The sequence below is a fragment of the Pseudonocardia sp. ICBG1293 genome (genome assembly GCF_020131355.1).
Taxonomy (GTDB): domain Bacteria; phylum Actinomycetota; class Actinomycetes; order Mycobacteriales; family Pseudonocardiaceae; genus Pseudonocardia.
This window is the reverse complement of record NZ_JAHLEL010000014.1, coordinates 120,252-143,074: the sequence shown is the minus strand read 5'-3', so window position 1 is coordinate 143,074 and position 22,823 is coordinate 120,252. Positions and strand designations below refer to the sequence as shown.

Here is a 22,823-nt window from a genome sequence, read left to right as displayed (position 1 = left end):
CCGGCGAGCCTAGCCCCCGGCGCCACCGTGATCGAACCGGGTCGCCGGGGCCGGGACGCCCGGCGCCGGGCGGCGCAGGGCCAGCCGGAACTGGGCCAGGTACAGCAGCCCCGACCACAGGTACAGGGCCACGCCCCAGATGGCGAAGGCGTAGGCGACCACGCCGACGACCGCCTCCGCGGCCGAGGGACCGTCGCCGAGCAGCAGCAGCGGGAAGGCGTACAGCAGCACGAAGGTGGCGGCCTTGCCGAGGTAGACCACCTCGAAGGGCCCGTAGCCCCGGTGCCGCAGCACGAACACGCAGACCGCGAGCACCACGTCGCGCGCGACCAGGGCGGCCACCGCCCACCACGGCACGATGTCGCGCGCCGCCAGCCCGACCAGTGCGGCCAGGATGTAGAGGCGGTCCACGGCCGGGTCGAGCATGGCGCCGAACCGGCTGAACTGGTCCAGGACCCGGGCGAGCTTGCCGTCGAGCCAGTCGGTGAACCCGCCGATCGCCAGCACCGCGACGGCCCAGCCGTCGGCCTCCGGGCCGAGCATCAGCCACAGGAACAGCGGGACCCCGGCGAGACGGAGCATGCTGAGCGCGTTCGGCACGGTCCAGAGCCGGTCGTCGTCGGTGGGCGGGCCGACGGTGTCGTGGACCGAGCCGCGGACGGTGCCGCGCACCGTGTCCCGGACGGTGTCGCGGGCCTCGCGCACCGAGTCGGCGGCCTCGCGGGCGCTGCGGCGCACCGCTGCCGCCCGTCCGGTGTCGCTCTCCCCGCCCACACCGCGCACCCTAGTCGTCGGGTCGGGATGTGCGGGGTGCCCCGCCGGGGTGAGGATGGGGACATGACCGACACCAACATCTCCCTGCGTGACATCCAGGCCCCGCTCAAGCAGCAGTACCGCGACGACCCGGAGTCCGCGGTGATCACCCTCAAGGCGGACGGCGAGCTCGGATCGGGTGTCGCCTGCAAGGTCTCCACCGGCCAGGCGATGGCCGAGGCGGGGCTGCACCCGGCGACCGGTGGCGACGGCACCCAGCTGTGCTCGGGCGACATGCTGCTGGAGGCGCTGGTGGCCTGTGCCGGGGTGACCCTGCGCGCGGTCGCGACCGCGCTGGAGCTCGACGTGCAGGGCGCCGTGCGGGCCGAGGGCGACCTCGACTTCCGCGGCACCCTCGGCGTCGCCAAGGACGCGCCGGTCGGCTTCCGCGAGATCCGGCTGTCCTTCGACGTCGACATCCGCGACGGGGACGCCCCCGCGGCCGAGGACAAGGTCGCGAGCCTGGTCAAGCTGACCGAGCGGTACTGCGTGGTCCTGCAGACGATCCAGGGCAGCGCCACCACCTCGGTCGCGGTCCACCCGGCGGCCTGACCGGCCCTCCCGCGCCGGACGGCGGCCACCCCGTCCCCGGGGTCCGCCACCGTCCGGCGGCTGCGCGACAGCGCCGAACGGCGCTGCGCGCTGCTCCGACCGGGCCGGGGCCGTCCGATCGCCCGCCGGTGGCGATCCGCTCGTCGCGCGTCACCGTCGGTTCGGCGCCCCGGCCGCTCCGGGGGCTCGGGCCGCCGCCGGGGCCCTCCGTACGGTTGATCCGTCCAGGAGTTCGTGACGGGGTGTGCCCGGCGCCGCGACGTGCGGTGGCGGGTGCGCGCGGCAGGTGAGACGTGATCAAGCTGGCGGACGCGCTGACGTCCGGCGATCACGTGTGCGCGGTCCCGGACAGCACCGAACACCTCGGCGAGATCGCCGCCGTCTACGTCGCGCACGGGCTCGAGCGGGGCGAGCGCATCCTCTACTTCGACGACGACGGCGCCGCGGACGTCCTGCTCCGGCGGCTGGTCGAGGACGACGTCGAGGTCGAGGGGCCGCTCCTCCGTGGCCAGCTCGAGATCCTGCCCGCCGAACACACCCGCCGGACCTTCCGCACCCCGCTGGCCCAGGTGCACGCCGGGATGTCCGACGAGGTCCGCCGCTCGCGCGAGCTCGGCTGGCACGGCACCCGGATGACCGGCCAGATGCACTCGGTGCTCGACCCGGGCGCCGCCGGGACGCTCCCCGAGTACGACGGCCTGCTGGCCCGGCTCGTGCGGGAGAGCGCGGGCGACCTGACCGCGCTGTGCACCTACGACGCCGAGCACTTCCCGGCCGAGCAGATCGACATCATGCGGGCGCTGCACCGCGACCACGTGCCCTGCTCCACCGCCTACGACGACGGGCTGCTCCGGATCGTGCGCCTGGGCACCGGGCACGCGCGGCTGGCCGGCGAGGTCGACCACAGCAACCGCACGAAGATCACCTCACTGCTGCACTCGGCACTGGACGCCGCGCTGCGCTCCGCGGACGCGGCCACCGACATCGGCCTGGACCTGGGCTCGGTGCGGTTCGTCGACGTCGCCACCGCCGTCGCGCTGGTGCACGCCGCCGAGGGCTTCCCGGCCACCCACCGGCTGGTGCTGCACCGGGTGCGCCCGCGGGTCCTGCGCGTGCTCGAACGCTGCGGCGCGGCGTTCTCGCCCCAGCTCGTGTTCGACGACCACCCGCCGGCCCCCGGGGTCGTGCACCCGGGAGGACAGCACCGGTGAAGGTCAACGCCGCACCCCGTCCGCCCGGCTTCCGGCACGCCCTGGTGCACGCCGACGACCCGGTGGAGCTGGTCACCGCCGTCGCCCCGGCCGCCCGGGCCGCGGCCAGGGACACCGGCGCCCGGATCGCCCTGGACCTGCCCGTGCCCCTGGAGCGTGCGCTGCGCGACGAGCTCGGCGACGAGGTCGAGCTCGGCAGGCTGACCTCGCTGACCGGCTCGGCCCGGGAGTCCGGACAGACCGGCGCCGCCTGGCGGGCCCGGGAGCTGCGGGCGCTGACGTCCTCGGGCCGTCCGGTGCTCGTGGTCGGCGCCCACGACCCCGACCTCGACGGGGTCGACGGCGGCTTCTGGGTCGAGCTGGAGGCCGCGCTCAACATCTCCCTCGCCGGGCTGCCGGTGCTGCAGGTGTGCGCCTACCCGCGGCTGCCGCTGCACGGGGCGGTCGGCGAGTCCGCGGTGGCCAGCCACCCGCTGCGGCTGCAGGCCTCGGGGCTCACCGAGAACCCGCGGCACCGCCCGCCCGCCGAGGTGCTGGCGGCGTTCCCGATCGCACCGCCGCACCTGCTCGGGCCGCCGGACGTGACGCTGTCCTACAACACCTTCGAGCTGTCCCGCGTGCGCGACGCCGTCGAGGAGGCGGCCCGGGTGTGCCGGTTCGACACCACCCGTGGCGAGGACATGGTGCAGGCGGTCAACGAGGTCGCCACCGACGCCGTCGAGCACGGGTCGCCGGAGGCGGGCCTGTCGGTGTGGGCGCGCGACGGCGAGCTGGTCTGCGAGGTCCAGGACAGCGGTGCCATCGCGCTGCCGCTGATCGGGCTCGCGCCGCCGCACCCCTCGCAGGCCCGTGGGCGCGGCACCTGGATCGCCCGCCAGCTCTGCGACAGCCTGCACGTCTGGCGCGCCCCCGACGGCACCCACGTCCGGCTGCTCTCGCGGGCCTGAGGCCGATCTCACGATCCGGCCGTACCCGGATCCCACACCGTGGGCGTCGCTGGGCTATCCTCGTGCCACGACACCACACGGAGACGCCGCCCGCCGTCCGTGTCGGTGCGGTTCCGCTGTGCCCGCTCCGCGATCCGAGGCCCTCCCGCCCGGCGCGCCGGCTCCGTGCGGGGCCGACCGCGGGCCGCACGCCACGACCGATCCGGGGAAACGGCCATGTCCGACGATCACTGTCGATCCAGTGAGCAGAGCACTCCCACCTCCGCCCCGCACGTGCGGGTCCTGGGCTCGTTCGGGCTGCGCGCGGGTGACCGCGCCGTCCCGCTGCCCGTCGACTCCCGTCGCCTGGTCGCCTACCTCGCCGTGCACCGGCGCGCGCAGCCGACCGCCGCGCTGGCCGCGACCCTGTGGCCCGGCGTCGGGCCGGTGCCCGCGGCCCGGCTGCTCGACGAGGCCGTGGCCGGGGTGGACGTGCCGGGCCTGCTGGACGCCGACCACCTCGGCAGGCTGCAGCTCGGTGACGACGTGGTCGTCGACCTCACCGAGGCCATGCTCCTGATCCGCGGGCTGTCCGCCCCCAGCATGCTGCGCACCGTGCGCGAGATCGGCGCCCCGGAGACCGCGCTGCTGGAGGCCGACATCCTCCCGTCGTGGACCGCGCCGTGGATCGCCGTGGAGCGCGAGCGGTTCCGCCAGCTGCGGCTCTCCGCGCTGGAGGGTCTGGCCGGCACCCTCACCGCCGCCGACCGGCACGACGACGCCGTCGCGGTCGCCCGCCGCGCCGTGGCCACCGCGCCGAGCCGCGAACGGTCGCGTCGCGCCCTGGTCGAGGCGCTGCTCGCCGGCGGGCGCGTCGCCGACGCCCTCGCCGAGTACGACGAGTTCCAGCGGCTGCTGCGCAACAGCGTCGGCGCCACCCCGGACTCCGAGCTGGACCGCCTGCTCGCCCCGCTCGACGCGGGCTGGCCGCTCGGCCCCGGCCTGCACCGGCCGGCGCAGCGCTCCGCGGTGGGGATGCCCGGTGCCGGCCGCGGGTCGCAGCGGTCGCGCCGCGTCGTCGCGGGGAGCCCGGCCAGCGGTCGCTGAGCGGCCACCACACCACGCACAGGGGGCGCGACCGGACCGGTCGCGCCCCCTGTGTCGTGCGGTGCCTAGTGGAACCGGGGGCGGCGCTTCTCGCCGAACGCGGCCAGCCCCTCGCCGCCCTCCGGACCCGCGGCGCAGGTCGCGATCGCGTCCGCCTCGGCGGCCAGCTGCGCGTCCAGCCCGCGGTCCCCGGTGTCGCTCAGCAGCCCGCGGATGCGGCCCAGTGCCGCCGTCGGGCCCTGGGCCAGCCGGTGCGCGAGGGCGGTGGCCTCGTCGGCGACCCGGTCGTCGTCGACGACCGAGGCGAGCAGCCCCAGCTCGGCCAGCACCTCGGCCTCCAGCACCTCGTCGGTGAGCAGGACCCGCCGCGCCCGCGCGGCACCGATCAGCCGCGGCAGCGTCCAGGTCATCCCGCCGTCCGGGGAGAACCCGATCCCCGGGTAGGCGGGGCGCATCCGGGTCGAGGTCCCGCCGACGGCGAGGTCGCAGGCCAGCGCGATGCTCATCCCCGCCCCGGCGGCCCAGCCGGGCACCGCCGCGACCGTGGGCACCGGCGAGGCGGCCAGCGGGCGCAGCATCGAGTGGAAGGTGTCGGCGAGGCCGTGCACGTAGGCGTAGCGGTCCTCGGCGCCGGCGAAGGCGCGGACGTCGCCACCGGTGCAGAAGTTCTCGCCGTCGCCGTGCAGGAGCACCGCCCCGGTCTCGGCCGGGTCGAGGGACAGCAGCGCCTCGGTGACCTCGCCCATCGCGGCACCGTCGAGGGTGCCGTGGCGGCCGGTCGAGATCCGGCAGCGCAGCACCCGCCCGTCGCGGGTGAGCACGGGAGCGCTCGTCGCGGCACTCACGCGAGCTCCCGCAGCTTCGGTGCGACGTCGGTCGTGAACTGCTCCAGGAACCGGCGCTGGTCGTGGCCGGGGCCGTGCACGACCAGGTGGTTCAGGCCCGCGTCGAGGTAGGGCTTGATCTGCGCGACGGCCTCGTCGGGGTCGGACGCGACGATCCAGCGCTTCACGACCTGTTCGATCGGCAGCTCGTCGGCGAGGCGCTCCATCTCCTGCGAGGACTCGACCGAGTTCTTCTGGTCGGCGGTCAGCGACAGCGGCGCCCAGAACCGGGTGTTCTCCCGGGCCGCGTCGGGGTCGCGGTCGTAGCTGATCTTGATCTCGATCATCCGGTCGATGCCGGCGGCGTCGCGGTCGGCCTTGCCCGCGCCCTCCTCGACCGCCGGGATCAGCTTGTCGGTGTAGAGCTCCATGCCCTTGCCCGAGGTGCAGATGAACCCGTCGCCGAAGCGGCCGGCGAACCGCGCGACCATCGGGCCGCCCGCGGCGACGTAGATCGGTACCGGCTGCTCGGGCCGGTCGTAGATCATCGCGTCGACGAAGGTGTAGTACTCGCCCTCGGCGCTGACCGACTCCTCGGTCCACAGCGCGCGCATCATCTTGACGGCCTCGCGCAGCCGGGCGAAGCGTTCCTTGAACTCCGGCCACTCCCGCCCGGAGACCGCGATCTCGTTGAGCGCCTCCCCGGTGCCGACGCCGAGCGCGACCCGGTTGCCGGTGAGCAGCGCCATCGTGGCGAACTCCTGGGCCAGCACCGCCGGGTTGTAGCGGAACGTCGGGGTCAGCACCGAGGTGCCGATCTGCACCCGCGTCGTGCGCTCCCCCACCGCCGCCATCCACGGCAGCGCGGCCGGGGCGTGCCCGCCCTCGTGCCGCCAGGGCAGGAAGTGGTCCGAGGCCCAGACGCTGTCCAGCCCCAGCTCCTCGGCGAGCACCGCGTACTCGACGAGGTCGCGGGGGCCGAACTGCTCGGCCGACGCCTTGTACCCGATCTTCAGATCCACGGATCCGTCCTTCTCGCATGGTCGCCCGGCGCCCGGTCTGCGAACGCCGATGGTCCTGCTGGACTTGCTACACCCCGGGGCCGTCCGGCGCAGCCCCGCGGCACCCCCGACACCCGGGCGGTGACCGGGGCCACGCACCGGACGCGGCCCGCGGTGCCCCGACGCGTGTGCCGGGCGGGGCGGCCGCGGGCGGGCTCGTACGATCGACGACGTGTTCGACGCCTCTGACCCGGACGAGATCCCGCTCCCGCCCGAGCCCGAGGACGACGGGTGGCACGAACCCCCGCCGGAGGACGCCTGGGAGCCCTCCCCCGACCGGGGCGTGCCCGAGCGGGCCCCGGTCCCGGAGCGGGTGCACAGCAGCGACCCGCACGAGATCCTGCGCCGGGTCTTCGGCTACGACGCGTTCCGCGGCGAGCAGCAGGCCATCGTGGAACAGGTCGTCGGCGGCGGGGACGCGCTGGTGCTCATGCCGACCGGTGGCGGCAAGTCGCTGTGCTACCAGGTCCCGGCGCTGGCCCGGCCCGGTACCGGGGTCGTGGTGTCGCCGCTGATCGCGCTGATGCAGGACCAGGTCGACGCGCTGCGCGCGCTCGGCGTGCGGGCCGGGTTCCTCAACTCCACCCAGGACGCCGACGAGCGCCGCCTCACCGAGCAGGAGTTCCTCGCGGGCGAGCTGGACCTGCTCTACCTCGCGCCGGAGCGGCTGCGGGTCGAGTCCACCGTGCGACTGCTGGAGCGGGGCCGGATCGCGCTGTTCGCGATCGACGAGGCGCACTGCGTCGCGCAGTGGGGGCACGACTTCCGGCCCGACTACCTGCTGCTGTCGGAGCTGCCGAAGCGCTGGCCGGACGTCCCCCGGATCGCCCTGACCGCGACCGCGACCGACGCGACCCGCACCGAGATCGCCCAGCGCCTGGAGCTGACCGGGGCGCGGCACTTCGTCGCGAGCTTCGACCGGCCCAACATCGCGTACCGGATCGTCGCGAAGAACGAGCCGCGCCGCCAGCTGCTGGAGCTGCTGCGTGCCGAGCAAGCCGGGGACGCGGGCATCGTCTACTGCCTCTCGCGGCGCAAGGTCGAGGAGACCGCGGAGTTCCTCACCGCGCAGGGGATCCGGGCGCTGCCCTACCACGCGGGGCTCGACGCGGCGGTGCGCCGGGAGAACCAGTCCCGGTTCCTGCGCGAGGACGGCCTGGTCATGTGCGCCACGATCGCGTTCGGCATGGGCATCGACAAGCCCGACGTCCGGTTCGTCGCCCACCTCGACCTGCCGAAGTCCGTGGAGGGCTACTACCAGGAGACCGGCCGCGCCGGGCGCGACGGGGAGCCCTCGACCGCGTGGCTGGCCTACGGGCTCGCCGACGTCGTGCAGCAGCGGAAGATGATCGACGACGGCGAGGGCGACGCCGCGCACAAGCGCCGGCTGGCCCAGCACCTCGACGCGATGCTCGCGCTGTGCGAGACCACCGAGTGCCGCCGGGCCCAGCTGCTGCGCTACTTCGGGCAGAAGCCGGACGCGGAGACCTGCGGCAACTGCGACACCTGCCTGACCCCGGTGTCGTCCTGGGACGGCACCGTCGCGGCGCAGAAGGTGCTGTCGACGGTGTGGCGGCTGAAGAAGGAGCGCAACCAGGAGTTCGGCGCCGGGCAGGTCGTCGACATCCTGCTCGGCAAGCGCACCCCGAAGGTCGACCAGCACCGCCACCACGAGCTGTCGGTGTTCGGGGTCGGGACCGAGCTGACCGACGTCGCCTGGCGCAACGTGCTGCGCCAGCTGGTCGCACGCGGGCTGCTCACCGTGGGCGGGAACTACTCGACGCTGCGGTTCACCGACGAGTCCCCGGCCGCGATGCGCGGCGAGCAGACGGTCATGCTGCGCACCGAGCCCGAGCGGGCCGCGCGCGCGTCGCGGTCGCGGGGCGGGTCGAAGCCCGCGGTGGACATGCCGGCCGAGCTCGCTCCGGTGTTCGAGCGGCTCCGGGCGTGGCGGGCGGCGACGGCCAAGGAGCAGGGCGTCCCGGCCTACGTGATCTTCCACGACGCGACGCTGCGGGAGATCGCGACGCGCTCCCCCGCCGACCGGGCGGCGCTGGGCACGATCTCCGGGATCGGCGAGGGCAAGCTCGCCCGGTACGGCGACCAGGTGATCGACGTGCTGCACGGGGCGGGCTCGTGAGGCCGCCGCTGATCGGGATCAGCTGCTACGCCGAGCGGGCCGACTACTGGATCATGCGCGACGACGACGTCGTGCTGGTCCCCCGCAGCTACGTCGACATGGTGCTGGCCGCGGGCGGGGTCCCGGTGCTGCTCGCGCCGGTGGACGGCGCGGCCGGGGCGGTCGACGCGCTGGACGGGCTGCTCGTGACCGGCGGCCCGGACGTCGACCCGGCCCGCTACGGGCACGAGCCCGGCGCGCACACCGACCCGCCGCGCACCGAGCGCGACGCCGCCGACCTGGCCGCGCTGCACCGGGCGCTGGGTCGCGGCATCCCGGTGCTGGGGGTGTGCCGCGGGCACCAGCTGCTGAACGTGGCGCTCGGCGGGACGCTGCACCAGCACCTGCCCGACGTCGTGGGCCGCGAGGTCGCCGCGGCGCACGCGGCCGGACCGGGGGTGTACGCGCCGGTGCCGGTCCGCACCGAGCCGGGGACCCGCGCCGCGCAGATCCTGGGGCCGGGCCCGGTGACGGTCCGGTGCCACCACCACCAGGGGGTGGACCGGGTCGCCCCCGGACTGCGGGTGTCCGCCCGGGCCGGTGCGGTGGTCGAGGCGCTGGAGTGGGCCGACCCGGACGGCGGCCCGGACGAGCCGTGGGTGCTCGGCGTCCAGTCCCATCCCGAGCGCGACGCCGCGGACCTGCGCCTGGCCCGCGCCCTGGTCGCCGCGGCGGGCCGCGCCCGCGACCGCGTCGTCCGGCCGGACCGCGTCGCGGGCTGACCCGGATCCCACCCGCCGTCCGGCTTCCGCACCCGGAGCAACCGGTGTGGGTTCCGGAGGGCGGGTGGGACCGCGGACAGCGGATGTCCGGGTCGGGGGCCAGACTGCGGGCCGTGACGGACACGGGGACGAGCATCGACTGGAACGCCGAGCTGCTCGCGCAGCTGACCTTCCACTGGGAGACCGCGCTGCGCCCGCGGCTGGCCGGGCTCGGCGACGAGGAGTACCACTGGGAGCCGGTTCCCGGCTGCTGGGGCGTGCGCCCCCGCGGGGGGTCGGTGACCCCGCCGGGAGCCGGGTCCGGCGACTGGGTGATCGACTTCGCCTTCCCGACCCCGGAGCCGCCCCCGGTCACGACGATCGCCTGGCGGATCGGGCACGTGCTGGTCGGGGTGTTCGCGATGCGCTCGCACGCGCACTTCGGCGGTCCGGCGACCGACTACTACTCCTACGACTACCCCGGCACCGCGGCGGCGGCGCTGGACGCGCTGGACGCCGAGTACGCCCGCTGGACCGCCGGCGTCGCCGCCCTCGGCGACGCCGGCCTGGCCCGGCCGTGCGGTCCGGCGGAGGGTCCGTACGCGGCGGCGCCGCTGGCGACACTGGTGCTGCACATCCACCGCGAGGTCCTCCACCACGGGGCGGAGATCGCGCTGCTGCGGGACCTGTACCGCGCCCGCGGCTGAGCACCCCGACCGCCCCGGGCGCATACTGCTGTCGCACACGGCGATCGACGGCGCGACCGAGGACCGGAGGCAGCGGTGGGACAGGACGCGGCCACGACGGCGGAGCCACCGGCGACCCGGCGGCCACGACGGGCGGCGGCGGTGTCGGCGTCGCTGCTCACGGCGGCGGCCGTCGTCGTACTGGTGTGGACGGTCCTCGCCCAGGCACTGGCCCTGGCCCCGGTCGGCTGGTGGGGACCGCTGCTGGCGCACACGACCTCGCAGGGGGCGCTGATCGTCCTGGGGTCGCTGCGCGACGGGCTCGGCGTGTGGAACGTGGTCCTGGCGCTGCTCGGGGTGGCCGCCGCGGCCGGGGCGCGCGCCCTGTCCGCCCGCCGCCGGGCCGGGTCGGTGCTGGTCGCCGCCACGGTCGCCGCCGCGCTGGTCGCCGCGGGCACCCACACCGCGCTCGTGGTGACCGTCGCCCGCGACGGGGGCGGGCTGCACCCGTTCTCCCCGGCCTCCCCTGTCCCGACCGCCGCGCCCGGGCCGGACCGCACCGTCGAGTTCGGTGCCCCGGGCGGTACCCCGCTGCTCGCCGACCTCTACCTGCCCCGGCCCGGCGCCGGACCCGCCCCGGTGCTGGTGCGGGTGCACGGCGGCGGCTTCGTGCAGGGTTCGCGCGGGCCGTCGCCCTACAACCGGTTCCTCGCCGACGCCGGGTACGCCGTCGTCGACGTCGACTACCGGCTCGCGACCCCGCAGCGGCAGAACTGGGACACCCAGGTCGGCGACGTCGGCTGCGCGCTCACCTGGGTCGGCACCGCCGGGCCGGGGCTCGGGCTGGACCCGTCGCGGGTCGGGGTCCTCGGTGAGTCGGCCGGCGGCAACCTGGCGGTCAACGCCGGCTACCTCGACCGGGCCGGGACCCTGGTCCCCACCTGCGGGGACCGCGCCGCGCTGCCCCGGGTGCGGGCGGTCGCCGGGATGTACCCGGCGGTCGACCTGACGGCCACCGAGCCGTTCTCGGCGATCGGGCGCGAGGTCGGCGCCACCTACGTCGGCGGGCCGCCGGAGCGGTTCCCGCAGCGCTACGCGTTCACCGACTCCCTCACCCACGCCCGGCCCGACTCACCCCCGACGCTGGTCGTGCAGGGCTCGGCGGACCACCTCGTCCCGGCGGACCCGGTGGCCCGCTTCGCCGCCGCGACCGCCGGGCTCGGCGTCCCGACCCGCTACCTGCAGCTGCCCGGACTGGAGCACGGTGCCGGGGACGGGCTCGGGACCCGCACCCCGGGCACCGAGCTGCAGCGGGCCGCGCTGCTGTCCTGGTTCGACCGCTGGGTGCGCTAGGGCGCGTCTCCTAACCCGGCTGGTCGGGCCTGCGCGATGATCAGTAGGTGTCGCGCCGTGCCGTCCTGACCGATGCCCAGTGGGACCGACTCGAGCCGTTACTGCCCTCGTCGGACGGGATGCCAGGGCGCCCGTTCGCCGATCACCGCAGAGTGATCGAGGGGATCATCTACCGGTTCCGCTGCGGGCTGGCCTGGCGTGATGTCCCGGTCGAGTTCGGGCCGTGGCAGACCCTATGGAAACGCCACCGCCGCTACTGCGGTGACGGCACCTGGGACCACGTTCTCGCAGCTCTGCTCGCCGATGCCGACTCCGCCGGTCTCGTGGACTGGGCCGTGTCGGTCGACTCGACGATCATCCGCGCTCACCAACACGCCGCGACCCTGCAGCGAGACACAGGGGGCCGGATCGAACTACAAGAATCTGCTGATCGAGCCACCCGATCACGCCTTGGGCCGCTCCCGCGGAGGGCTCGGCACGAAGATCCACCAGCTCGTTGACGGACACGGCCGCCCGCTGGTCGTACTGGTCGGCCCCGGACAGGCCGGTGACGCCCCGATGTTCGCGCACCTGATGTCACATCTGAGCGTCGGACGGGTCGGTCCGGGCCGACCGCGGACCCGACCCGAGCGGGTCCGCGCAGATAAGGCCTACTCCTCACGCGCCATCCGCGCCCACCTGCGCAGACGACGGATCGTCGCGGTCATCCCGGAGCCGGCTGACCAGCAGGGACACCGGAAACGACGCGGCACACGCGGCGGCCGACCACCGGCGTTCGACCGGGTCGACTACCGCGGCCGCAACGTCGTCGAACGCGGGTTCTGCGAGGTCAAGCAGTGGCGCGGCCTCGCGACCCGCTACGACAAACTCGCCCTGACCTACCGCGGCGGAGTTGCACTGAAGGCCATCGTCACCTGGTTGCGCACTTTAGGAGACACGCCCTAGGCGCGCCCGATCCGCTTGAGCACCGGTGGCAGCTCCCCGGAGTGCAGCACCCCGAGCCGCTGGGTCGCGCGGGTGATCGCGACGTAGAGGTCGTTGAGCCCGCGCGGGGACTCGTCCAGCATCTCCTGCGGCTCGACGACGACGACGGCGTCGAACTCCAGGCCCTTGGAGGCAGCGACCGGCAGCACCACGACGGGGGCGTCCAGCTCGGACTCCCCCTCCGCGGGCCCGGGGGTGGTGAGCCCGGCGGCGTCCAGGGCGGCGCGGACCCGGTCCAGCCGGGCCAGCGGTGCGAGGACGACGGTGCGGCCGTCGCCCACGGCGTCGCGCTCGGCCCGCACCCGCTCGACCAGCACCCGGTCGTCGTCGGTGCCGCCGGGCAGCGCCTGCGCCCACGGCGGCACCCCGGTCGAGCGCACCGAGGACGGCGGCCGCAGGGAGGGGTCGATCTCGGCGAGCACGTCGTCGGCGACGTCGGCGATCTCCGACGGCGTCCGGTAGTTGACGGTGAGCTGCTCCAGGCGCCAGCGACGGGCCACGAACGGCGACAGCACCTCGTCCCACGACCCGGCGCCGCCGCGGTCCCCGGTCTGGGCGATGTCCCCGACCAGGGTCATCGAGCGGGCCGGGGCGCGACGCATGACCATCCGCCAGGCCATCGCCGACAGCTCCTGCGCCTCGTCGACGATGACGTGGCCGTAGGTCCACTCGCGGTCGGCGGCGGCCCGCTCGGCGGTCGAGTCGTAGCGCGAGACCTGCATGCGCTCGGCCAGCCGGTCGGCGTCGATGATGTCGGTGGCGCGCAACAGCTCCGGGTCGAGGTCCTCCTCCAGGTCCAGGACGTCGAGCACGCCCTGGGCGTACTCGACCTCCTCGCGCAGGGCGGCCGCCTCGGCGGCGGCGCGCGCGGCGCCGTCGTCGCCCAGCAGCTCCGCCGCCTCGTCGAGCAGCGCCACGTCGGCCGGGGTCCAGCGCAGGTCGGCGGGCACGTCGTCGCCCGGGGCGGGGCGCTCCAGCAGCACCCGCTCGCCGGCCGGGATCCGCCGGGCCACCGAGTTGAGCCGGCGGCGGTCGGCGAACAGGTCGGTGAGCAGCTGCTCGGGCGAGAGCGTCGGCCAGAGCTCCTCCAGCTCGCGCGCCACCGCGGCGGACTCGGAGAGCTCGTCGCGGATGTCGTCGACGTCGCGGCGGTCGAGCAGCCCGGACTCCCCGCCGCCGACGGTGCGCGCCACCTGCTGGGCCAGCAGCCGCAGCAGCTCCTTGCGGAACGTCCGGCGGGCCTCGTTGTGCGGCTTGCGCGAGCGCCGGGCCCGGGTGCGGGCCTGGGCGACGGTGTCGCGGTCGAGGACGACCCGCTGCTGCTCCACGACGAGCTCGACCGGGCGCCGCGGCAGCTGCTGGCGGTCCCGGACGGCCGCGGCGATCACCGGGGCCATCTCGGCGCGGCCCTTGAGCTCGGCGGCGGCCGCGGACTCGGTGCGCCGCGCGTCGAGCCCCGGGAACAGCTGGGCGACCGTGCCGAGCACGACGCTGGTCTCCCCCAGCGAGGGCAGCACCTGCCCGATGTAGCGCAGGAACGTCGGGTTGGGCCCCACGACGAGCACGCCGCGGCGGGCGAGCCGGTCGCGGTGGGTGTACAGCAGGTAGGCCGCGCGGTGCAGCGCCACCGCGGTCTTGCCGGTGCCGGGCCCGCCCTGCACGACCAGCACCCCGGACGGCTTGGACCGGATGATGCGGTCCTGCTCCCCCTGGATCGTGGCGACGATGTCGCCCATCCGGCCGGTGCGGGCCTGCGACACCGCGGCGAGCAGCGCGGCCTCGCTGGTCAGCCCGGACCCGGAACGCGCCCGCTCCTGCTCGGTCATCTCGGCGAGGTTGAGCGGCTCGTCGTCGATCGCGACGACCGAGCGCAGCCGGGTGCGCAGGTGCCGGCGCCGCCGCATCCCCTCCGGGTTCGCGGCGGTCGCGGTGTAGAACGGGCGCGCCGCGGGGGCCCGCCAGTCCATCAGCAGCGGCTCGTACTCGTTGTCCTCGTCGAGCAGCCCGATGCGCCCGACGTAGCGGGTCTCGCCGTCGTCGGTGTCCAGCCGCCCGAACGCGAGGCCGTGCTCGGCGGCCCGCAGCCCGGCCAGCCGGTCGGTGAGCATCTCGGCGGCGGCGTCGCGCTGGGTGATGGCCTGCGGGGTGCCGACGGTCTCCTCGCGCAGCGTGTCGGCCAGCCGCCGCGCGGTGTCGCGGCGCCGGTCCTCGAGCTGCTCGTAGAGCATGGCCACGTAGGACTGTTCGTGGGCGAGCTCCGGGTCGGCCGGGGCGACGGGGTCGGCCGCGGCAGCCGGGGAGCCGGCGGGAGTGGGTTCGGGCACGGCGCGGGGATCCTCCACCGGGGGGACGTACACGAGGTGTCGCCCGCGGTGCCAGGACGAGCCTGTCGCCGACGGAGCGACTGGCCAGGCTACCAGTGGTGCACGACCTTCCGGTACGTGACGGGCCGCGGCCGGCCGGCCGGGCCCGGCACCCGCGCCCGCACCCGGGACGCGGCGATCAGCCGCGGACCCGCGGGGCCCGGCCGTGGGGCTGCTCCACCGGCTCCACCCACTCCGGGGTGGGGGTCGGTGCGGTGGCCGGACCCTCGTCGTCGAGCGCGATCGGCCCGCCGTGGTGGCGCAGCCGCAGCGGGGCACCGTCGGTGAGCCGGTACTCGGTCTCCTCCGGGGTGATCGAGACCCGGATCCGGCGTCCCTGCCACTTCAGGCCGAAGGAGATCCGGCTCAGCGACGGCGGCAGCACCGGGGCGAACGACAGCCCGTCGGCCTCGCAGCGCATCCCGCCGAAGCCGAGGACCACCGCGGACCAGGTCCCGGCCATCGACGCGATGTGCATCCCGTGGTCGGTGTTGCCCGCCAGGTCCTGCAGGTCGACCAGGGCCGCCTCGGCCAGGTACTGGTGGGCGAGCTCCAGGTGGCCGGTACGGGCGGCCATCACCGACTGGGTGCACGCCGACAGCGACGAGTCCCGCACCGTGATCGCCTCGTAGTAGGCGAAGTTGCGGCGCTTCTGCTCCTCGGTGAACGCCTCGGGGAAGATCTGCATCGCCAGCACCAGGTCGGCCTGCTTGATGACCTGCTTGCGGTAGAGGTCGAAGTACGGGTAGTTCAGCAGCAGCGGGTACCGCTCGGCCGGGGTGTCCTCGAAGTTCCACCGCTGGTGGTCGGTGAAGCCCTCGGACTGCGGGTGCACGCCCAGGCGCTCGTCGAACGGGATGAACATGGCGCTCGCGGCGTCGCGCCAGGACGCGATCTCCTCGGAGTCCACGCCGAGCCGCGACGCCGACCGCGGGTGCTTGGCCGCCACCTCGGCGGCGTAGCGCAGGTTCTGCTGGGCCATCAGGTTGGTGTAGACGTTGTTGTCGGCGATCGAGGAGTACTCGTCCGGACCGGTGACGCCGTCGATGCGGAAGTTGCCCGCCGAGTCGTGGCTGCCCAGTGAACGCCACAGCCGCGCGGTCGCGACCAGCAGCTCCAGCCCGACCTCCAGCTCGAACCGGGTGTCGCCGGTGGCGTGCACGTGCCGCTTCACCGCGTCGGCGATGTCGGCGTTGATGTGGAACGCCGCCGTGCCCGCCGGCCAGTAGCCGGAGCACTCGTGGCCGCGGATGGTGCGCCACGGGAACGCCGCGCCCTTGAGGCCGAGGGTCTCGGCGCGCTCGAAGGCCAGCGGCAGGATCGACTTGCGCCAGCGCAGCGCGTCCGCCGCCGCCTCGGGTGCGACGAAGGACAGCACCTGCAGGCAGAACGTCTCGGTGTCCCAGAAGGTGTGGCCGTCGTAGCCGTCGGCGGTCAGTCCCTTGGCCGGGATGCAGCGGCGTTCGGCGCGGGCGCCGGCCTGCAGGATGTGGAAGGTCGCCAGCCGCACGGCCTGCTGCAGCTCGGCGTCGCCGTCGATCTCGACGTCGGCGGTGGCCCAGAAGTCGTCCAGGTAGTCGCGCTGCTCGGCGACCAGGCCGTCCCAGCCGGTGTAGCGGGCCGCGGCGATGGCGGCCCGCACCTGGTCGTAGACGGCGGGCAGGCTGCGCCGCGAGGACCAGCCGTAGGCCAGGTACTTGACCACGCGCAGCGAACCGCCGGGCTTGACGCGGGCGATGACGGTGGTGCGGGCCAGGTCCTCGTTCGCGTCGGTGGAGACCTGCACGCCCTCGGGGCCGAACACCTCGTGCTCCATCGCCGCGCCGCAGCGCAGCTCGGACTTGCGGGTCCGGTGGACCAGGGTGGCACCGGCGTCACCGGCCCGGGACTGCTCGGGCTCCAGCACGTTGTCCAGCGCGGTGTCCAGACGCGGGTCGTCGGCGTCGCGGCCGGGCAGCTGCTCGTTGGCGACGAGCTCGGACTGCAGCACCAGCAGCGCGCCGTCCCCGGCCGCGCCGCTGCCCTCGTTGCCGTTGCTGACCAGCTCGACCTCGTAGGAGATCGCGGCAACCGCGCGCTGGGTCAGCGACACCATCCGGGTGGAGCGGACCCGGACCCGGCGCCCGGCCGGGGACTCCCACTCGACCTCGCGGTGCAGGGTGCCCGCCTGCATGTCGAGCACCCGCTCGTGCCGGTGCAGGGTGCCGTAGCGCAGGTCGAACGGCTCGTCGTCGACCAGCAGCCGGATCAGCTTCCCGTTGGTCGTGTTGATGATCGTCTGCCCGGACTCGGGGTAGCCGTAGCCGCCCTCGGCGTAGGGCAGCGGGCGGACCTCGTAGAACGAGTTCAGGTAGGTGCCGGGCAGCACGTGCGGCTCGCCCTCGTCGAGGTTGCCCCGCAGCCCGATGTGGCCGTTGGACAGCGCGAACACCGACTCGGTCTGCCCCATCGCGTCCAGGTCGAGGCGCGGTTCGCGGATCACCCACGGCTCGACGGTGAAGGTGGGCAGGTGCTCGGGCTTCACGAACGCTCCAGCAGGTCGGCGAGATCGGTGACGACGACGTCCGCGCCGTGCTCACGCAGCGCGGCGGCCTGGTCGAGACGGTCGATGCCGACCACGGCGCCGAAGTCCCCGGCGTGGCCGGCCTGCACGCCGGCCAGCGCGTCCTCGAACACGACCGCGGCGGACCGGTCGACCCCGAGGTCGGCCGCGGCGGTGAGGAAGGTGTCGGGGGCGGGCTTGCCGGGCAGGCCGCGCTCCCGGGCGGTGACGCCGTCGACCCGGTGGTCGATGAAGGCGTCCAGCCCGGTGACCCGCAGGATCTGCTCGGCGTTGGCGCTGGAGGACACGACGGCCGTGGCCAGCCCGGCGTCCTTCACCGCCTCCAGGTAGCGGCGCGAGCCCGGGTAGACCTCCACGCCGTCGGTGCGGATGTGCTCCTGCACGAGGTCGTTCTTGCGGGTGGAGAGCCCCCAGAGGGACTCGGTGTCCGCGGCGTCGTCCGGGCTGCCCTCGGGCAGCTCGATCCCGCGCGAGGCGAGGAAGCTGCGGGTCCCCTCCAGACGGGGCTTGCCGTCCACGTACGGGCCGTAGTCGGCCGCGACGTCGAACGGGCGGAAGCCGTCACCGTCGCGGGTCCGTAGGTACTCGTCGAACATCTGCTTCCACGCCGCAGCGTGGACGCTCGCGGTGTCGGTGAGTACGCCGTCCAGGTCGAACAGGCACGCGCGTGTGCCCTCGGGCAGCCCCAGCATGGCGCGCACGCTATCCGGATCGATGAAGGTCCGTCGCTCCGGGCGGTGCACGCCACTCCGGGGCCGACACGCGTCACACGACGGGCGCGCCCAGCGGCAGGACCAGCAGGACGAGCGGGGCACGGGCGGGCGACCCCGCCGGGGCCGCCGGACGGGCCTCGACCCGGGCGACGGGCCCGTCCGGCGCCTGCGGGTCCAGCCGCACGTGCACCGCCCCGCCCGCGGTGTGCGGCTCGATCTCCTCCTGCACCCCGCGCCGGACCGCGGCGAGCACCGAGAGCGGTGGGACCGCCGAGGCCGGGTCCACCCCGGCGGCGGAGGGGTCGTCGAGCTCGGTGGACAGCCGGGCACCGAAGCGGGTCCGCTCGATCTGCAGGTACGCCCGCACGGCGGCGAGCTCCTCCTCGAGCCGGATGGACGGCTCCCCCGCCCGGTCCGCGGCCCGGGACAGGTCGGCGAAGCCGAGCAGCAGCTCCCGCGCCCGGGGCGGGTCGGTGCGCACCAGCGAGGCGATCGTGTTCAGGGTGTTGTAGACGAAGTGCTGCTCCAGCCGCCGCGACAGCGGACCGTGCCAGGGGCCGTCCGGGGCGGCGGGCGCCGCCGGTGGTGCGCCCGGCGCGGGCGGGACGGCGTCGCGGACCCGGATGCGGGTGGTCTCGTCGGGTGCCGGTGCGCGGTGCGCGCCGGGCCGGGCCGGAACGGCGGTGTCCGGGGCGGCGGTGCCCCGGGCGGCGGTGTCCGGGGCGGCGGTGTCCGGGGCGGCGGTGTCCGGGGCGGCGGTGTCCGGGGCGGCGCCGCGGACGGACCGGTCGCGGTCCGGGCCGCCCGCGGATCCGGCGCCCCGGGTGCCCGGCGCGGCCTGCTCGTCGCCGGGCGCGGGCCGGGCGCCGGGCGCCGCCACGCCACCGGCGCGGGGCAGCACCACCGTGTCCGGGCCGGGGTCGGGCGCCGGGCCGGTCGCGCGGCCGGCCGGGGGCGTCCCGGGGCGGCGCAGCGCGACGGTCGGGCGGGCCGCCGACGCCGCCCGGCGCGCCGCCTCGACGGCCGCGGCCAGCTCCTCGTCGTGGTCGGCGGGCACCACCAGCCCCCGCCAGGACGGCAGTGCGAGCCGCCCCGCGGCGGTCCGGCCCCGGTGCTCGACCGCCGCGACCAGCCCCGGGGCCAGCCAGCGGGCGTCGGCGCCGATCCCGTCGGGCACCCCGAGCGGAGCGGACCCGGTGGCGGGGACGCGCACGACGGTGCGGGCGTCGACGTCGGCCGCACCGATCCCGACCCGGCCCACGTAGCGGATCCCGTCGGGCTCGGGCAGCGCCAGCAGCACCGCCCCGATCCGGTCCCGGCCGCCGCCGGGGCCCCCGGCGGGCACCCATCCCGCGACCAGCACCTGCCGGTGCCTGCGCAGCGGCACCCGCAGCCAGTTCCGGGTGCGTCGCCCGGGCTGGTAGGGCAGGTCCAGACGCTTGAGGTGCAGCCCGTCGAGGCCGTAGCGCTCGGCCGTGCGGACCACGAGATCGGCCTCGTCCAGCCCGAACGACGGGGGGACGAGGATCTTCGGCCCGGCCAGGTCGAGGGCCTCCAGCTCCGCGCGGCGCCGCCGGTAGGGCAGCTCCAGGGTCCGGCGGCCGTCGCACCACAGCAGGTCGGTGACGACGTAGCCGACCGGCACCTCGGCCCGCAGCGCCGCGTCCGGCGACACCGTCGCGGTACGGCGCAGCAGCGGCCCGCGCGACGGACGGCCCGCCTCGTCGAGGGCGACGACGGTGCCGTCGAGCACCATCCCACCCGCCGGGGCCTGCTCACCGAGCACCGCCAGCTCGGGGAAGGAGCCGGTCACGCTGCGCGCGGTGGACGACAGCAGCCGGACCCGGCCCGGCCGGGCGTAGGCCACGCAACGGTGCCCCTCCCACGCGAACTCGACCGCCCAGCGGTCCGGGTCGCCCGCGTCGGTCAGCTCCCCGGCGGCGGGCAGCATCGGCGGGACGAGCTCGGGCATGGGCGCAGCAGACCCCGCGGCGCCCACCCGCCCGGCGCCGTGCGTCGCACCGCCCCCCACCACGGCATCCACGCTATCCCCCGCACGGGCGAGTGCGGGCGCCACCTCGGCGCTGCGGCGCCCGGTGCCGGGGGTGTCTGCGACGATCGGTCCCATCATGACGCTCACCGACCGGCTGCCCCGCACCTCCGACCCCGCGAACCCCCCGGATCCCGCCGACCTGGTGGACACCTTCGCCGAGTGGGCGTTCGACGAGCGCGGCCTGTCGCTCTACCCGGCGCAGGAGGAGGCGATGCTCGAGCTGGTCACCGGTGCCAACGTGATCCTCTCGACGCCGACCGGCTCAGGGAAGTCGCTGGTCGCGATCGGGGCGCACGCCGCGGCGCTGGCCCGCGGGGAGCGCAGCGTCTACACCGCGCCGATCAAGGCCCTGGTCAGCGAGAAGTTCTTCGCGCTGTGCGAGGTGTTCGGCGCGGACAAGGTCGGCATGCTCACCGGCGACGCCGCGGTCAACGAGAAGGCGCCGATCATCTGCTGCACCGCGGAGATCCTGGCCAACCTCGCGCTGCGCGAGGGACCGGGGGCCGACGTCGGCTCGGTGATCATGGACGAGTTCCACTTCTACGCCGACCCGTCACGCGGCTGGGCCTGGCAGGTGCCGATCGTCGAGCTGGGGCAGGCGCAGTTCCTGCTGATGAGCGCCACCCTGGGTGACACGTCCTTCTTCGCCGAGGACCTGACCCGGCGCACCGGCCGGGAGACCGCCGAGATCACTTCGGTCCAGCGGCCGGTCCCGCTGCACTTCCGCTACGTCGTCGAGCCGCTGCACGAGACGATCACCGAGCTGCTGGCCACCCGCGAGGCCCCGGTCTACGTCGTGCACTTCACCCAGCAGGCCGCCGTCGAGCGGGCGCAGGCGCTGATGAGCGTCAACGTCACCTCCAAGGAGGACAAGGCCGCGATCGCCGAGACGATCGGGGCGTTCCGGTTCACCTCCGGGTTCGGCCGCACCCTGTCCCGGCTGGTCCGGCACGGCATCGGCGTGCACCACGCCGGCATGCTCCCCCGCTACCGACGGCTGGTGGAGACCCTCGCCCAGGCCGGGCTGCTGAAGGTCATCTGCGGCACCGACACCCTCGGCGTCGGCATCAACGTGCCCATCCGCACGGTGCTGTTCACCGCCCTGTCCAAGTACGACGGCCGCCGCGTGCGCCCGCTCAAGGCCCGCGAGTTCCACCAGATCGCCGGCCGGGCCGGCCGGGCCGGGTACGACACCGTCGGCACCGTCGTCGCACAGGCCCCCGAGCACGACATCGAGAACGCCAAGGCACTGGCCAAGGCCGGCGACGACCCGAAGAAGCGCCGCAAGGTCGCGCGCAAGCAGCCGCCCGAGGGGTTCGTGGGCTGGTCGCAGACCTCGTTCGAGAAGCTCCAGCAGGCCCGCCCCGAGCCGCTGACCAGCCACTTCGAGGTCACCCACGCGATGCTGCTCAACGTCGTCTCGCGCGGCGGGGACACCTACGCCGCGATGGAGCACCTGCTCACCGACAACCACGAGCCCCGCAAGCGGCAGCTCAAGCACATGCTGCGGGCGATCGCGATCTACCGGGCACTGCGCACCTCCGGCGTCGTCGAGCAGTACACCGTGGAGGGGGCGGCCCGTCCACGGGCGCGGGTGGTCGACGAGCTGCAGCTGGACTTCGCCCTCAACCAGCCGCTGTCGCCGTTCGCGCTGGCGGTGTTCGAGCTGCTCGACCGGGAGTCGCCGACCTACGCCCTCGACGTGCTCTCGGTGATCGAGTCGACCCTCGACGACCCCCGCCAGATCCTCGCCGCCCAGCAGAACAAGGCCCGCGGCGAGGCGATCGCGGCGATGAAGGCCGACGGGATCGAGTACGAGGAGCGGATGGCCCGCCTGGAGGAGGTCACCCACCCCAAGCCCCTGGAGGAGATGCTGCAGGCGGCGCTGGAGACCTACCGCCGCGGCGCGCCGTGGGTCGCCGACGCCGTGCTGTCGCCGAAGTCGGTGGTGCGCGACATGAGCGAGCGGGCCATGACGTTCACCGAGTACGTCTCGCACTACCAGCTCGCCCGCTCCGAGGGCCTGGTCCTGCGCTATCTGGCCGACGCCTACCGGGCGCTGCGCCAGACCGTGCCCGAGCACGCCCGCACCGAGGAGCTCACCGACCTCGTCGAATGGCTGGGCGAGCTGGTCCGCCAGACCGACTCCTCGCTGCTCGACGAGTGGGAGAAGCTCGCCGCCGGGGCCGGCGCCGACGGGGAGGTGCTGCCGCCCGGGGCCGAGGTCGCCGTCGCCACGCCGACCGGGGTCACCGGCAACGCCCGCGCCTTCCGGGTCATGGTGCGCAACGCCCTGTTCCGCCGGGTCGAGCTCGCCGCCATGGGCCGCTACGCGGAGCTGGGCGACCTCGACGCCGACGCCGGCTGGACCGCCGACCGCTGGCGGGACGCCCTGGCCCCGTACTTCGCACTCCACGACCGGATCGGCTTCGGGCCCGACGCCCGCGGCCCCGAGCTGTTCGACCTCACGGAGGAGGCCGACCGCTGGCTGGTGCGCCAGGTGCTCGGCGACCCGGCGGGCGACCGGGACTGGGCGATCACCGCCGAGGTGGACCTCGCCGCCTCCGACGAGGCGGGCGAAGCCGTCATGTGGGTGACGGACGTGACCGACGGGTCGCCTGTCTGACCCGTCCGGCCGGTCCCGCGCGTACGGACGTAACCCGGTCGGCCCCACCGGAGGGGTCGGATCGGTTACGGTGTTCCTCGATCATGAGGGAAGTCCCTCCCACCGGAG

At 75.2% G+C, this 22,823-nt stretch carries 16 protein-coding genes and 1 pseudogene; 10 read left to right on the top strand and 7 right to left on the bottom strand.

Annotation, left to right across the window (positions count from 1 at the left end; translation table 11 throughout):
- Positions 1-9: 9 nt before the first annotated feature.
- Positions 10-774, bottom strand: a complete 765-nt coding sequence (locus KPF47_RS08965) for a CDP-alcohol phosphatidyltransferase family protein (protein ID WP_224388040.1) — start codon at positions 772-774, stop codon at positions 10-12.
- Between the two features lie 63 nt (positions 775-837).
- Between KPF47_RS08965 and KPF47_RS08960 the strand changes: the two genes are divergently transcribed.
- The 4 genes from KPF47_RS08960 (at position 838) to KPF47_RS08945 (ending at position 4,609) form a co-directional block, all read left to right on the top strand.
- Complete coding sequence (locus tag KPF47_RS08960) at positions 838-1,365, top strand: OsmC family protein (protein ID WP_224388039.1); 528 nt, start codon at positions 838-840, stop codon at positions 1,363-1,365.
- Positions 1,366-1,658: 293 nt separating this feature from the next.
- Positions 1,659-2,576 (top strand): MEDS domain-containing protein, encoded by a 918-nt coding sequence (locus tag KPF47_RS08955; RefSeq protein ID WP_224388038.1) that lies wholly within the window; start codon positions 1,659-1,661, stop codon positions 2,574-2,576.
- Positions 2,573-3,523 (top strand): ATP-binding protein, encoded by a 951-nt coding sequence (locus KPF47_RS39965; RefSeq protein ID WP_224388037.1) that lies wholly within the window; start codon positions 2,573-2,575, stop codon positions 3,521-3,523. Before KPF47_RS08955 ends, KPF47_RS39965 begins: the two co-directional genes overlap by 4 nt.
- Positions 3,524-3,739: 216 nt before the next feature.
- Complete coding sequence (locus tag KPF47_RS08945) at positions 3,740-4,609, top strand: BTAD domain-containing putative transcriptional regulator (protein ID WP_224388036.1); 870 nt, start codon at positions 3,740-3,742, stop codon at positions 4,607-4,609.
- Between the two features lie 65 nt (positions 4,610-4,674).
- Here the strand turns inward: KPF47_RS08945 and KPF47_RS08940 are convergent, their stop codons facing one another.
- The gene (locus tag KPF47_RS08940; RefSeq protein ID WP_224388035.1) at positions 4,675-5,454 is read right to left on the bottom strand and encodes an enoyl-CoA hydratase/isomerase family protein; all 780 of its coding nucleotides are present in this window, start codon (positions 5,452-5,454) and stop codon (positions 4,675-4,677) included.
- Positions 5,451-6,455, bottom strand: a complete 1,005-nt coding sequence (gene fgd / locus KPF47_RS08935) for a glucose-6-phosphate dehydrogenase (coenzyme-F420) (RefSeq protein WP_224388034.1) — start codon at positions 6,453-6,455, stop codon at positions 5,451-5,453. The genes KPF47_RS08940 and fgd overlap by 4 nt, the downstream gene beginning before the upstream one ends.
- Before the next feature lie 352 nt (positions 6,456-6,807).
- On the opposite strand from fgd, the gene recQ reads away from it, so the two are divergent.
- From recQ to KPF47_RS08910, 5 genes and pseudogenes are all read left to right on the top strand, one after another.
- On the top strand, positions 6,808-8,634 hold the full coding sequence (gene recQ, locus KPF47_RS08930) for a DNA helicase RecQ (protein ID WP_224388491.1): 1,827 nt from the start codon (positions 6,808-6,810) through the stop codon (positions 8,632-8,634).
- Positions 8,631-9,395 carry a gamma-glutamyl-gamma-aminobutyrate hydrolase family protein gene (locus KPF47_RS08925; protein WP_224388033.1) on the top strand — a complete coding sequence of 255 codons (765 nt, stop codon included), beginning with the start codon at positions 8,631-8,633 and terminating at the stop codon, positions 9,393-9,395. Before recQ ends, KPF47_RS08925 begins: the two co-directional genes overlap by 4 nt.
- Before the next feature lie 83 nt (positions 9,396-9,478).
- Positions 9,479-10,081 (top strand): DinB family protein, encoded by a 603-nt coding sequence (locus KPF47_RS08920; protein WP_224388489.1) that lies wholly within the window; start codon positions 9,479-9,481, stop codon positions 10,079-10,081.
- A 75-nt stretch (positions 10,082-10,156) separates the two neighbouring features.
- Entirely contained in the window at positions 10,157-11,413 is a 1,257-nt protein-coding gene (locus KPF47_RS39960) for an alpha/beta hydrolase (protein WP_224388032.1), read from the top strand.
- Positions 11,414-11,460: 47 nt separating this feature from the next.
- Positions 11,461-12,358, top strand: a pseudogene (locus KPF47_RS08910) (IS5 family transposase).
- Here the strand turns inward: KPF47_RS08910 and KPF47_RS08905 are convergent.
- The 4 genes from KPF47_RS08905 to KPF47_RS08890 all read right to left on the bottom strand — a co-directional run bounded on the left by KPF47_RS08905 (position 12,355) and on the right by KPF47_RS08890 (position 20,008).
- Positions 12,355-14,625: an ATP-binding domain-containing protein gene (locus tag KPF47_RS08905; protein ID WP_224388487.1), complete on the bottom strand. Its 2,271-nt coding sequence runs from the start codon at positions 14,623-14,625 to the stop codon at positions 12,355-12,357. The pseudogene KPF47_RS08910 and the gene KPF47_RS08905 sit on opposite strands and share 4 nt — an antisense overlap.
- A 274-nt stretch (positions 14,626-14,899) precedes the next feature.
- Entirely contained in the window at positions 14,900-17,284 is a 2,385-nt protein-coding gene (locus KPF47_RS08900; RefSeq protein ID WP_224388031.1) for a glycoside hydrolase family 65 protein, read from the bottom strand.
- Positions 17,281-18,015 (bottom strand): beta-phosphoglucomutase family hydrolase, encoded by a 735-nt coding sequence (locus KPF47_RS08895; protein ID WP_224388030.1) that lies wholly within the window; start codon positions 18,013-18,015, stop codon positions 17,281-17,283. The genes KPF47_RS08900 and KPF47_RS08895 overlap by 4 nt, the downstream gene beginning before the upstream one ends.
- A 73-nt stretch (positions 18,016-18,088) precedes the next feature.
- Positions 18,089-20,008, bottom strand: a complete 1,920-nt coding sequence (locus KPF47_RS08890) for a histidine kinase (RefSeq protein WP_224388029.1) — start codon at positions 20,006-20,008, stop codon at positions 18,089-18,091.
- 157 nt (positions 20,009-20,165) lie between these two features.
- Here KPF47_RS08890 and KPF47_RS08885 point away from each other — a divergent pair, with 157 nt between their 5' ends.
- Positions 20,166-22,715: an RNA helicase gene (locus KPF47_RS08885; RefSeq protein WP_224388028.1), complete on the top strand. Its 2,550-nt coding sequence runs from the start codon at positions 20,166-20,168 to the stop codon at positions 22,713-22,715.
- Positions 22,716-22,823 lie beyond the last annotated feature (108 nt).

Excerpts from the sequence above, each read along its gene's own strand:
- KPF47_RS08905 (WP_224388487.1), bottom strand. The coding sequence starts at position 14,625 with ATGCTCTACGAGCAGCTCGAGGACCGGCGCCGCGACACCGCGCGGCGG.
- KPF47_RS08920 (WP_224388489.1), top strand. The coding sequence starts at position 9,479 with ATGTCCGGGTCGGGGGCCAGACTGCGGGCCGTGACGGACACGGGGACG.
- KPF47_RS08945 (WP_224388036.1), top strand. The coding sequence starts at position 3,740 with ATGTCCGACGATCACTGTCGATCCAGTGAGCAGAGCACTCCCACCTCC.
- KPF47_RS08885 (WP_224388028.1), top strand. The coding sequence starts at position 20,166 with ATGACGCTCACCGACCGGCTGCCCCGCACCTCCGACCCCGCGAACCCC.
- KPF47_RS08895 (WP_224388030.1), bottom strand. The coding sequence starts at position 18,015 with ATGCTGGGGCTGCCCGAGGGCACACGCGCGTGCCTGTTCGACCTGGAC.
- KPF47_RS08960 (WP_224388039.1), top strand. The coding sequence starts at position 838 with ATGACCGACACCAACATCTCCCTGCGTGACATCCAGGCCCCGCTCAAG.
- KPF47_RS08890 (WP_224388029.1), bottom strand. The coding sequence starts at position 20,008 with ATGCCCGAGCTCGTCCCGCCGATGCTGCCCGCCGCCGGGGAGCTGACC.